Raw genomic sequence first — 11,905 nt, 5'->3', positions numbered from 1 at the left:
GAACAATGACCCAAGCCACATCTTCCGCAGAGCAAATACATCCTGAGCCTCGTTTCACTCCGCTGGCAACCGGGCTCCTCCTCACCGGTGGCATAGCAGTTGCGGCCCTCGGTTTCCGGACGCTGACGGAGTGGTTGTGGCTGAGCCCGCTGATCCTCTCGATCGTGATCGGCATGGTGATCGGCAATGTCGTGAAACTGCCTGCCACCGCCGCGCCCGGAATCGCATTTGCCATGCGGCGCCTGTTGCGCCTCGGCATCATCCTGCTCGGACTGCAGGTGACGCTTGGCCAGATCCTCTCGCTCGGGTTCGGCGGCCTCGTGGCCGTGACCGCAACCCTCGTCGCCACCTTCCTGGCGATCCGGTTCGTCGGACGCGCCATGGGAGTCGACCCCGCATTGACCGATCTGATCGCCGCCGGCACCTCCGTCTGCGGCGCCTCGGCGGTGATCGCGGCAAACACCGTCGCCGGCGGTCGCGACGAGCAGGTCGCCTACGCCGTTGCCTGCGTGACGATCTTCGGCTCGGTTTCCATGCTGCTGTTTCCGCTGCTGGCCACCCCGCTCGCGCTCGACCCGCAGGCCTATGGCGTGTGGACCGGCTCGACCATCCATGAAGTGGCGCAGGTGGTTGCGGCCGCCTTCCAGGGCGGTGACGTGGCAGGCCAGTCGGGCACGATCGCAAAGCTTGCGCGGGTGATGCTGCTGGCTCCCCTCGTCATGGCCATGGCCTATGCCGCCCGACGCGGACAGAGCGGCGGCTCAGCGGCGTCGAGCCCCATGCCCTGGTTCGTCTTCGGCTTCCTGGCCATGGTGCTGATCAACAGCAGCATCGACATTCCGGCTGTTGCCCATCAGGCGGGCGCCCTGCTGTCGAGCTTCCTGCTGTCGATGGGACTGGCTGCCATGGGGCTGCACACCACGATCGGGCGGCTGAAGATGCAGGGCACGCGACCGCTGGCGCTGGGCGCCTTCGGCTGGCTGTTCATCTCGGTCTTCGGGCTGATGATGGTGAAGCTCACCGGCTTCTGAAGGCCGCTCAGGCGGCGCTGATCCCGAGCCCGCGCATGAACAGCTGCTCCAGGAAGCGTGCCGCATCCTCGAAGCGCCCCTCGCCGGCCCGGTTCTCGCCCAGCACGGCGCGCACCTGCACGTCGAAATCGGCATAATGCTGCGTCGTCGCCCAGATCGAGAAGATCAGGTGATAGGGATCGCATCGGGCAAGCTTGCCCGCCTTGATCCACGTGCGGATGACCTCCGCCTTCTCGTCGACGAGGGCTTTCAGCGGCCCGTTGATCTCGTCCTCGATATGCGGCGCGCCCTGCAGGATCTCGTTGGCGAAGAGCCGGCTTTCGCGCGGAAAATCCCGCGACATTTCCAGTTTTCGGCGGATGTAGGAGCGGATCTCCGATTCCGGATCGCCGTCGGCATCGAAGGCCTGGAGCGGCTCAAGCCAGGTAAACAGCATCCGCTCCAGGAGCGTGCGGTGGATCGCCTCCTTGGTGCGGAAGTAGTAGAGGAGGTTGGGCTTCGACATGCCGGCCGCCTCGGCGATCTGATCGATCGTGGCGCCCCTAAAACCGTTTGATGAGAAGACATCGAGGGCCGCGTCGAGAATGCGCTCCTCCTTCTCCTCCTGGATCCGCGTCCGCCGCTGCGTCTTCGCCGCACGTGGTACCGTCATCCCCTCGCCTGACCTTTCCGTCCCTGCACCCGGCCACCACCAGATTTTCGCGAAGCGACCGGCTTCGACATTTGCCGGTGACTTTTCGTGATTTTCGTCTTGAGTGGCGGCGCGGAAATTGTAATGTTTTACCAACCGGTCAAATTATCAGCGACAAGTCCAACAAAGGCAATGCTGAGTTTCACTGCCGACAAACGGCGGGAACGACCGACGGGAACAGCACGGCCGCACCGTTGCGGCCACAGAACAGGTGAGGACTGAACTCATGGTGGCAGCACCCGGAGAGAACCTGCGCATCAACGGCGACAGGTTGTGGGACATGCTGATGGATATGGCCAAGATTGGCCCCGGCGTCGCCGGCGGCAACAATCGCCAGACCCTGACGGATGCCGATGCGGAAGGCCGCGATCTCTTCAAGGCCTGGTGCGACGAGGCGGGCCTGACGATGGGCGTCGACAAGATGGGCACCATGTTTGCCACCCGCCCCGGCACCGACCCCGACGCGCTGCCGGTCTTCATCGGCTCGCATCTCGACACCCAGCCGACCGGCGGCAAGTACGACGGCGTGCTTGGCGTTCTTGCAGGCCTCGAGGTCGTCCGCACGATGAACGACCTCGGCATCCAGACCAAGCATCCGATCACCGTCGTCAACTGGACCAACGAGGAAGGCGCCCGCTTTGCGCCGGCCATGCTCGCCTCCGGCGTCTTCGCCGGCGTCCATGATCTCGACTATGCCTATGCCCGCAAGGACCCCGACGGCAAGACCTTCGGCGACGAACTGAAGCGCATCGGCTGGCTTGGCGAGGAAGAGGTCGGCGCCCGCAAGATGCACGCCTACTTCGAGTATCACATCGAGCAGGGCCCGATCCTCGAAGCCGAGGAAAAACAGATCGGCGTCGTCACCCACTGCCAGGGCCTCTGGTGGCTGGAATTCACGCTGACCGGCAAGGAGGCGCACACCGGTTCGACGCCGATGACCCTGCGCGTCAATGCCGGTCTCGCCCTGGGTCGCATCCTGGAGATGGTCCAGGCGGTGGCGATGGCCGAACAGCCGGGCGCCGTCGGCGGCGTCGGCCAGGTGTTCTTCTCGCCGAACTCCCGCAACGTCCTGCCCGGCAAGGTGGTCTTCACCGTCGACATCCGCACGCCGAGCCAGGAGAAGCTCGACCGCATGCGGGCGAGGATCGAAGCGCAGGCGGCGGAGATCTGCGAGGCCCTCGGCGTCGGCTGTTCCGTCGAGGCCGTCGGGCATTTTGACCCGGTGACCTTCGACCCTGTGCTTGTCGGTCGCGTCCGCGAGGCGGCGGAAAGGCTTGGGCACAGCCACATGAACATCATCTCCGGCGCCGGCCACGACGCCTGCTGGGCGGCCCGTGTGGCACCCTCCACCATGATCATGTGCCCCTGCGTCGACGGCCTGTCCCACAATGAGGCCGAGGAGATCTCCAGGGAGTGGGCCGCGGCGGGCGCCGACGTGCTGTTCCACGCGGTGGTGGAGACGGCGGAGATTGTAGGGTGAACGTGTTCGCGTTACATTGGGCACATAGCGCATCCTCGGAGAGAGTGTCATGGCGCCATCCACTGAGAATCTTGTCCTTGAGATGCTGCGTGCAATCCGTGCGACTCAAGAAAAGCACTCGGACGACCTCCTGGAGATCAAGGAGCGGCTCGGCTTTCTTGAGCAGCAATACGCCAGCATCTCGACAAGGCTTGATAGATTGGACCTTCGCGTCCTGCGCATCGAAAAGCGCCTCGATCTCGTCGAAGTATAACTACCACAGAGACGACGTGCTGTTCCACGCGGTGGTGGAGACGGCGGAGATTGTGGGATGAAGACGAAACCGCTATATTCCGGCGTCGAGAGGATGTCGCGATGTCGGACAAGGTCACCAACGAGCTCATCTACGAGACGCTCAAGCGCATGCAGAAAGCGCTTTCCCTGCACACGCAGTACCATCTTGAGACCAAGGAGCGGCTGGGACTGGTCGAATATCAGATGGGTGGCATCACAGCCCAGTACGCCAGCATTTCCAAACGCTTGGACCCTGTCGACGAGCGGCTTACACGCATCGAAAAACGCCTCGACCTCGTCGAGGCTTGAGCAGCACAGCAACCACAGCAGACGAACATTACGACGATAGCATCGGGCCTCCGGCTCCGATGCGGCCGGTGGTCCCCGACATAAAAACAGAGGGAACGGGACCCATGACCACAGTCATCAAACACGGAACCATCGTCACCGCCGACCTGACCTACAAGGCGGACGTGAAGATCGACGGCAGCAGGATCGTCGAGATTGGCCCGGACCTCTCGGGCGACACGGTGCTGGATGCGACCGGCTGCTATGTGATGCCGGGCGGCATCGATCCGCATGTGCACCTCGAAATGCCGTTCATGGGCACCTATTCCGCCGACGACTTCGAAAGCGGCACGCGCGCAGCCCTTGCCGGCGGCACCACCATGGTGGTGGACTTCTGCCTGCCCGACCCCGGCCAGTCGCTGCTCGACGCGCTGAAGCGATGGGACAACAAGGCGACCCGCGCCAACTGCGACTATTCCTTTCACATGGCGGTGACCTGGTGGGGCGAGCAGGTCTTTGACGAGATGAAGACCGTCGTGCAGGACAAGGGCATCAACACCTTCAAGCACTTCATGGCCTACAAAGGCGCGCTGATGGTCAACGACGACGAGATGTTCGCCTCGTTCTCGCGCTGCGCCGAGCTCGGCGCGCTGCCGCTGGTCCATGCGGAAAACGGCGATGTCGTTGCCGCCATGCAGCAGAAGCTGATGGATGCCGGCAACAACGGCCCCGAGGCGCATGCCTATTCGAGGCCCGCATCCGTCGAAGGGGAAGCCACCAACCGGGCGATCATCATCGCCGACATGGCCGGCGCGCCGCTCTATGTCGTCCACACCTCCTGCGAACAGGCCCATGAAGCCATCCGCCGCGCCCGGAGTAACGGCATGCGCGTCTATGGCGAGCCGCTGATCCAGCATCTGACGCTCGACGAGAGCGAGTATTTCGACAAGGACTGGGACCACTCCGCCCGCCGGGTGATGAGCCCGCCCTTCCGCAACAAGACCCACCAGGACTCGCTCTGGGCCGGCCTTGCGTCAGGCTCGCTGCAGGTGGTCGCGACCGACCACTGCGCCTTCACCACCGACCAGAAGCGCACTGGCGTCGGCGATTTCCGCAAGATCCCGAACGGCACCGGCGGTCTGGAAGACCGCATGCCGATGCTCTGGACCCATGGCGTCGCCACCGGCCGCATCACCATGAACGAGTTCGTCGCGGTGACCTCCACGAACATCGCCAAGATCCTCAACGTCTACCCTCGGAAGGGCGCCATCCTCGTCGGCGCCGATGCCGATATCGTCGTCTGGGATCCGAGCAAGGAAAAGACGATTGCCGCGAGCACCCAGCAATCGGCGATCGATTACAACGTCTTCGAGGGCAAACAGGTTAAGGGCCTGCCGCGCTACACGCTGACCCGCGGCAAGGTGGCGATCGACGACGGTGTGGTGAAGACTGAAGAGGGCCACGGCCAGTTCGTCAGCCGCGAGCCCTATCCGGCCGTCAGCACGGCACTCTCCACCTGGAAGGAAGTCACCGCACCGCGCAAGGTGGAACGCAGCGGGATACCGGCGAGCGGGGTGTGATGCGCGACGTTCATTCGCCGTCATGCCTCTGTCCATTCCCCTCCCCAACCCCTCCCCACAAGGGGGAGGGGCTTAGGCGAGGCGCCGCCGCAGGTCCTCTCCCCCCTTGTGGGGGAGATGCCCGGCAGGGCAGAGAGGGCATTGGGTACGGATGGTTCTTAGATCTCCACCAGTCCGTCCAGCTCCGGCAGCAGCACGACGCTCTCCTGCTCGTTCGGATCCGTCCGCGCGATGATCGCCGTGCAGGGCGTGTTGGAGAGGTTCGCCGGCAGGTGCGGCACGCCCGCGGGAATGTAGAAGAGTTCGCCCGCATGCACGACGACATGGTGTTCCAGCCGGTCGCCGTACCAGGTGTGCGCCGAGCCCGACAGCATGTAGATCGCCGTCTCGTGGCTTGCGTGCAGATGCGCCTTGGCGCGGCCGCCGGGCGGTATGGTCAAAAGATGCATGCAGATGCCGGTCGAGCCGACCGTCTCGGCGGCAATGCCCTCGAAATAGCTCAGCCCCTGCTTGCCGTCATAGGTCGCGCCGGGTTTGACGATCCGGCAGGTGGGCTTCGATGATGCGTCCATGTCATCCGTCCTCCGTCCTGTGCCACGATGCGGCCCGGCCCGATCGGCCCCTGATGCCGCAAGTCCCGATCATAGCATGCCTGCCGGCCCCGGCATCCTTAGAACACAGCATTGGCAAAGCCCCATGACATCCTCTCCCTCGCCCGTCGTGTCCGCCCGCAAGCTCGGTCTCACCTTCCAGACAGGCGATGGGCCGGTGCATGCCCTCTCGGATGTCGACCTGGAGGTGGCCAAGGGCGATTTCGTCTCCTTCATCGGCCCCTCGGGCTGCGGCAAGACGACCTTTCTGCGCGTCGTCGCCGACCTCGAGAAGAACACCTCCGGCGAGATCACCGTCAACGGCATGACGCCGGAGGAGGCCCGCAAGGCCCGTGCCTACGGCTATGTCTTCCAGGCCCCGGCGCTCTACCCGTGGCGCACGATCGAGAAGAACATCGCCCTGCCGCTGGAGATCATGGGCCATGCGCCGGCCGAACGCGCAGAGCGCATCGAACGCACGCTCGATCTCGTCAACCTCTCCGGCTTCGGCAAGAAATACCCCTGGCAGCTCTCCGGCGGCATGCAGCAGCGCGCCTCGATCGCGCGCGCGCTCGCCTTCGACGCCGACCTGCTCCTGATGGACGAGCCCTTCGGCGCGCTAGACGAGATCGTCCGCGATCATCTGAACGAGCAGCTCCTGAAACTCTGGGCTGCGACCCGGAAGACCATCTGCTTCGTCACTCACTCCATCCCCGAAGCGGTCTATCTCTCGACCAGGATCGTGGTGATGAGCCCCCGCCCGGGCCGGGTGACCGACGTGATCGAGAATACCCTGCCCCGGGAGCGCCCGCTGGACATCCGCGAGACGCCGGAATTCCTGGAGATCGCCCACCGAGTGCGCGAGGGCTTGAGAGCGGGGCATAGTTATGAGGAGTAGTGTGTTTCAAGAAACCCCTCCCCAACCCCTCCCCACAAGGAGGAGGGGCTTGATCCGCAGCCCCGTTGCGAAAGACAGTGCAGCGACCAGATGCTGCACGCTCCTTAACTTGGGGAAGAAGACGATGCGGCAGGTTAAGCCCCTCCCCCTTGTGGGGAGGGGTTGGGGAGGGGTCCTTGCCATCGACGGAGGAATTGGCATGCCGCATTCCAACATCGATCCCAAGACCAGAACCCGGGCAAAAGCCCTCCGTCGCGAACTCACCAAGGCGGAAGCCGCCATGTGGAGCATGCTGCGCGATCTGCGCCCCTACGGTCCCCGGTTTCGACGGGAGACGCCAATCGGCCCTTACATCGCCGACTTTGCCTGGCTCTCGGCCCGCATTGTGGTCGAGGTTGACGGAGACACGCATGAAACGGACCAGGGGCGCCGGCACGATCGACGGCGGGACGCTTTCCTGACTGGCCAGGGTTTCACCGTCCTCCGCTTCGAAAACGAACAGGTCCTCAGCGGCCCGGACGTCGTCTTCGTGACGATCCAGACCCATGCCGCGCCCTTCCTGAAAGGGGTTCCGGCATGACCACCGACTCCCTTAAAACCCGCGCTCTCCCCGTCCTCACCGTCGTCGCCGCCATCATCGCCGCCTGGTATCTCGCCGCCGTGCTGATGAACGCCCCCTTCCAGCGCGATCTCGACCGCCGCGGCGATGTCACCTCGACCACCATGGAGTTCATCGGCAAGACGCTCTCGCAGCCGAAGCCGATCGTGCCGGCGCCGCATCAGGTGGTGGTGAACGTCTTCGAGAACACCTTCCTGCGCAAGGTGACGAGCAACCGCAGCCTTGTCTATCATTCCTGGGTGACGCTCTCCTCGACGCTTGCCGGTTTTGGCATGGGCACCTTGCTCGGAATCCTGATCGCCGTCGGCATCGTCCATGTGAAGGCGCTCGACCGCAGCCTGATGCCCTGGATCATCGCCTCGCAGACGGTGCCGATCCTGGCGATCGCGCCGATGGTGGTGGTGGTGCTCTCGGCGATCAATGTCTCAGGGCTGATCCCCAAGGCGCTGATCTCCACCTACCTCTCCTTCTTCCCCGTCGCTGTCGGCATGGTGAAGGGCCTGCGCTCGCCCGAGCTCATGCATCTCGACCTGATGCGCACCTATAGCGCCAGTTCCTGGCAGACCTTCTGGAAGCTGCGGATGCCCGCCGCCATGCCCTTCCTGTTCACCTCCATGAAGGTGGCGGTCGCGGCAAGCCTCGTCGGCGCCATCGTGGCGGAACTGCCGACCGGCGCGGTCGCAGGCATCGGCTCCAAGCTCCTGGCCGGCTCCTACTACAGCCAGACGATCGACATGTGGGCGGCGCTGATCGCCGGTTCGGTGCTCGCCGCGATCCTGGTGACGATCGTCGGCATCGGGTCGCGCCTGGTCGACCGCAGAATGGGAGTGAAGCCCGCATGAGTCTCCTCCTTCGCTCCTGGCAGGGTGCCGTCGCCCTCCTCCTCTGCCTTCTGGCACTCAGCCAGCTGCCGCTGCTCGGCCCGGAGGCCCCGCTTCCCGTCGGGTCCGGCGCCACGAGCGTGATCCTGCTGCTCATCGCCGGCGGCGCCCTCGCCTCCTTCCTGCCGATCCCGACCGCGGCGTTGGCAGCCATCCTGTTTGTTGCTGCGCATGGCGCGGCCTGGCTGCTGATCGGCGGCATCGACGGCAACGAGGGACATGCCGGGAGCGCCTTCTTCCTGCTCGTCGCGGCCAGCTGGCTGCTCGGCTGGCGCTGCATCACGGTGCTGGCGGACATCGAACCGGACAGCCGGGCGGTGGAGACCTTTCTGCGCCTGCTCATCCCGGCAATCTTCGGCGCCTGGATCCTGATCCTCTGGGAAGCGGTCACGCGCGGTGCCGGCGTTCCCTTCATCCTGCTGCCGCCGCCCTCGGCGATCTGGGAGAGGATCGGCAACTCCCTTCCGATCCTTGCCGCCGACGTGCGCCAGACGATCTTCAAGGCCGTGCTGTTCGGCTATGTCGTCGGCTGCGCCGCGGGCTTCGCGATGGCGATCCTCGCCGACCGCATCGTCTTCCTGCGGCGCGGCGTGCTGCCGATCGCCAACCTGATGTCGGCCCTGCCGATCATCGGCGTGGCGCCGATCATGGTCATGTGGTTCGGTTTCGACTGGCAGTCGAAGGCTGCCGTCGTCATCGTCATGACCTTCTTCCCGATGCTGGTGAACACCATTGCCGGCCTGGGTGCTGCAGGCGCCATGGAGCGTGACCTGATGCGCTCCTATGCGTCGGATTACTGGCAGACGCTGGTCAAGCTGCGCCTGCCCGCCGCCATGCCCTTCGTCTTCAATGCGCTGAAGATCAACTCGACGCTCGCCCTGATCGGCGCCATCGTCGCCGAGTTCTTCGGCACGCCGATCGTCGGCATGGGCTTTCGCATTTCCACCGAGATCGGCCGCATGAACGTCGACATGGTCTGGGCGGAAATCGCGGTTGCGGCGGTCATTGGATCGGTCTTTTATGGCGTCGTGGCGCTCGCCGAGCGGGCCACGACGTTCTGGCATCCGTCTAACCGTGGTGGCTAGGCGTTTTCGCCACCCGCAACGACGGGCGGCGGCAAAACCTCAGAGGGAAGGATAAGAAAAATGAGAAACATCCTGATTGCATTGATGGCGAGCGCGATGTCGCTCGCAGCAAGCCAGGCATCGGCTGCCGACGAGATCGTGCTGCAGCTGAAGTGGGTGGCCCAGTCCCAGTTCGCCGGCTACTATGTCGCCAAGGACAAGGGCTTCTACGAAGAGGAAGACCTCGACGTCGAGATCAAGGCCGGCGGCCCGGACATTGCGCCGGAGCAGGTGATCGCCGGCGGCGGCGCCGACGTGATCGTCGCCTGGATGGGCGGCGCGCTGGTCGCCCGCGAAAAGGGCGTGCCGCTCGTCAACATCGCCCAGCCCTACCAGAAGTCCGGCCTGCAGCTGATCTGCCCCAAGGACGGGCCGATCAAGACCGAGGCAGATTTCAAGGGCCATACGCTCGGCGTCTGGTTCTTCGGCAACGAATATCCCTTCTTCGCCTGGATGAACAAGCTCGGCCTTTCGACCGAAGGCGGCGCCGACGGCGTCACGGTCCTGAAGCAGAGTTTTGACGTACAACCGCTCGTCCAGAAGCAGGCGGATTGCATCTCGGTGATGACCTACAACGAGTACTGGCAGGCGATCGACGCCGGCTTCAAGCCGGAGGACCTGACCGTCTTCAACTACAGCGAGATGGGCAACGACCTGCTCGAGGACGGGCTTTATGTTCTCGAGGACAAGCTCGCTGACCCGGCCTTCAAGGAAAACATGGTGAAATTCGTCCGCGCCTCGATGAAGGGCTGGGAGTACGCCATCGCAAATCCGGAGGAAGCGGCCGAGATCGTCATGGACAACGGCGGCCAGGACGAGAACCACCAGGTGCGGATGATGGGCGAAGTGGCCAAGCTGATCGGCGACGCAACGGGCAAGCTCGACACGGCAGTCTACGAGCGGACGACCAATGCCCTGCTTGACCAGAAGATCATCACCACGGAACCGGAGGGCGCCTATACAACGGAGATTACCGACGCAGCAGCGCAGTGATCTGCGGTATACTTTCGACACGCACAGAACGCGCGGCTTCGGCTGCGCGTTTTACGTAAATCATCAGCAAAACTAATCGGTGGCATCTCCGCTCAGGATTGATTTGTCTGCCCTGCGCACGTACAAAAGCTGTGACAGTTGAAACTTCGGCAGCCGTCTTGCAACGGCCTGACCCGGTTCCCAACTGTGCATTGATACAAGCTTCGAGGGCGCACGAAATCGTTCGTCGCAAAGTGCGGACCTGACAAGCCCACCGTTCATTTGGATTAGTCGCATGCTCCGCAAGTCTTCTCTTCTTGCCGCCTTCATATCGGCTGCCCTGCTGACGGCAGCTCCCGTATCCGCGCAGGAAGAAACCGAGGTCCGCGAGCCGACGCTGCCCGCAATCGTGGTTTCGGAAGCCGTGCAAAAGCCGCTGGTTGACCGGGTAAACGCGACGGGAACGATCCAGCCGGTGCAGGAGGTCTATGTCCAGCCGCTCGTCGATGGCCTTTCCGTCCGCGCTCTCAATGTGGATGCCGGCGATACCGTGGCCGCCGACGAGGTGCTTGCGACCCTGAACGACGACACGCTGGTTCTGCAAAAGAGCCAGTTGCAGGCAAACAGGGCCAAGGCAGAGGCAGGGCTGGCGCAGTACAGGGCGCAAGTGATCGAGGCGCAGGCCAATCGCGACGATACCGTCCGCCAGCGCGACCGTCTGGTCCGCCTGCAGGAAACGGGAACTGCCACCACCTCGCAGGTCGAACAGGCAAGTTCCGCTGTCGAGGTTGCAGAAGCGCGGCTTCAGGCCGCGCGGCAGGCGGTCGCCGTCGGCGAGGCCGACATCGAAGTGGTGGACAGCCAGATTGCCGACATCGACCTGAGGCTCGCGCGCACCAGCGTCAAGACTCCGGTCGCCGGCGTCGTTTCAGCCCGCAATGCCAAGGTCGGCGCGATCGCAAGCGGCGCCGGAGAGCCGTTGTTCACGGTGATCCGCGACGGCGCGCTGGAACTGGTTGCCGACCTTTCGGAAACCAATATCCAGAAGGTCGAGCCCGGCCAGAAGGCGCTTGTGACGATTGCCGGCGGGACCACGACGATCGAGGGTGTGGTCCGCCTCGTGTCGCCGACCGTGGACGCCGTGAGCCGCCTCGGCTACGTGCGCATCGATATCGACGAGAAGAACGGCGTCCGCGCCGGCATGTATGGCAGCGCACAGATCATCATCGACGAGAAGACGGCGCTCGCCCTGCCGCTGTCTGCCGTCACCACGGGACGCGACGGCTCTTTCGCCCGAAAGGTGGAGGATGGCGTCGTGAAGCAGGCGGACATTCAGATCGGCATCCAGGATGGCGGTTTCGTGGAAATCGTCAGCGGCCTGGCGGCCGGCGACGTGGTTGTCGAGAAGGCTGGTGCCTTCGTGCGTGACGGGGACCGGATCGCGCCGGTCTTCAAAGAAGCCGCCGCATCGAATTGAT

At 64.2% G+C, this 11,905-nt stretch carries 13 protein-coding genes; 11 read left to right on the top strand and 2 right to left on the bottom strand.

The window, feature by feature from the left end; translation table 11 throughout:
• Positions 1-5 precede the first annotated feature (5 nt).
• Positions 6-1,031 carry a YeiH family protein gene (locus EO99_RS0101555; RefSeq protein ID WP_051679642.1) on the top strand — a complete coding sequence of 342 codons (1,026 nt, stop codon included), beginning with the start codon at positions 6-8 and terminating at the stop codon, positions 1,029-1,031.
• A 7-nt stretch (positions 1,032-1,038) separates the two neighbouring features.
• Here EO99_RS0101555 and EO99_RS0101550 read toward each other — a convergent pair whose 3' ends face one another.
• Complete coding sequence (locus tag EO99_RS0101550) at positions 1,039-1,683, bottom strand: TetR family transcriptional regulator C-terminal domain-containing protein (RefSeq protein ID WP_029616889.1); 645 nt, start codon at positions 1,681-1,683, stop codon at positions 1,039-1,041.
• Positions 1,684-1,948: 265 nt separating this feature from the next.
• Here EO99_RS0101550 and EO99_RS0101545 point away from each other — a divergent pair, with 265 nt between their 5' ends.
• The 4 genes from EO99_RS0101545 (at position 1,949) to hydA (ending at position 5,343) form a co-directional block, all read left to right on the top strand.
• Positions 1,949-3,202, top strand: coding sequence for a Zn-dependent hydrolase (locus EO99_RS0101545; RefSeq protein WP_029616888.1), 1,254 nt, complete (start codon positions 1,949-1,951; stop codon positions 3,200-3,202).
• Between the two features lie 49 nt (positions 3,203-3,251).
• Entirely contained in the window at positions 3,252-3,455 is a 204-nt protein-coding gene (locus tag EO99_RS0101540) for a hypothetical protein (RefSeq protein ID WP_029616887.1), read from the top strand.
• A gap of 101 nt (positions 3,456-3,556) precedes the next feature.
• On the top strand, positions 3,557-3,784 hold the full coding sequence (locus EO99_RS0101535; protein WP_029616886.1) for a hypothetical protein: 228 nt from the start codon (positions 3,557-3,559) through the stop codon (positions 3,782-3,784).
• Positions 3,785-3,888: 104 nt separating this feature from the next.
• Complete coding sequence (gene hydA / locus EO99_RS0101530) at positions 3,889-5,343, top strand: dihydropyrimidinase (RefSeq protein WP_029616885.1); 1,455 nt, start codon at positions 3,889-3,891, stop codon at positions 5,341-5,343.
• A 158-nt stretch (positions 5,344-5,501) separates the two neighbouring features.
• Here the strand turns inward: hydA and EO99_RS0101525 are convergent, their stop codons facing one another.
• Positions 5,502-5,915 (bottom strand): cupin domain-containing protein, encoded by a 414-nt coding sequence (locus tag EO99_RS0101525; RefSeq protein WP_029616884.1) that lies wholly within the window; start codon positions 5,913-5,915, stop codon positions 5,502-5,504.
• Positions 5,916-6,039: 124 nt separating this feature from the next.
• On the opposite strand from EO99_RS0101525, the gene EO99_RS0101520 reads away from it, so the two are divergent.
• The 6 genes from EO99_RS0101520 to EO99_RS0101495 all read left to right on the top strand — a co-directional run bounded on the left by EO99_RS0101520 (position 6,040) and on the right by EO99_RS0101495 (position 11,904).
• Positions 6,040-6,831, top strand: a complete 792-nt coding sequence (locus EO99_RS0101520; protein ID WP_029616883.1) for an ABC transporter ATP-binding protein — start codon at positions 6,040-6,042, stop codon at positions 6,829-6,831.
• Positions 6,832-7,030: 199 nt separating this feature from the next.
• A complete protein-coding gene (locus EO99_RS0101515; protein WP_037110822.1) occupies positions 7,031-7,411 on the top strand; it encodes an endonuclease domain-containing protein in 381 nt (126 codons plus the stop codon).
• Positions 7,408-8,292 (top strand): ABC transporter permease, encoded by an 885-nt coding sequence (locus EO99_RS0101510; RefSeq protein WP_029616881.1) that lies wholly within the window; start codon positions 7,408-7,410, stop codon positions 8,290-8,292. The genes EO99_RS0101515 and EO99_RS0101510 overlap by 4 nt, the downstream gene beginning before the upstream one ends.
• On the top strand, positions 8,289-9,416 hold the full coding sequence (locus EO99_RS0101505; protein WP_029616880.1) for an ABC transporter permease: 1,128 nt from the start codon (positions 8,289-8,291) through the stop codon (positions 9,414-9,416). The genes EO99_RS0101510 and EO99_RS0101505 overlap by 4 nt, the downstream gene beginning before the upstream one ends.
• A gap of 60 nt (positions 9,417-9,476) precedes the next feature.
• Complete coding sequence (locus EO99_RS0101500; RefSeq protein ID WP_029616879.1) at positions 9,477-10,448, top strand: ABC transporter substrate-binding protein; 972 nt, start codon at positions 9,477-9,479, stop codon at positions 10,446-10,448.
• A gap of 274 nt (positions 10,449-10,722) precedes the next feature.
• Positions 10,723-11,904 carry an efflux RND transporter periplasmic adaptor subunit gene (locus tag EO99_RS0101495; protein WP_029616878.1) on the top strand — a complete coding sequence of 394 codons (1,182 nt, stop codon included), beginning with the start codon at positions 10,723-10,725 and terminating at the stop codon, positions 11,902-11,904.
• Position 11,905: the final 1 nt, after the last annotated feature.

It is taken from the genome of Pseudorhizobium marinum (assembly GCF_000705355.1).
GTDB classification, from domain to species: domain Bacteria; phylum Pseudomonadota; class Alphaproteobacteria; order Rhizobiales; family Rhizobiaceae; genus Neorhizobium; species Neorhizobium pelagicum.
This window is presented reverse-complemented; position numbering and strand designations above follow the sequence as displayed.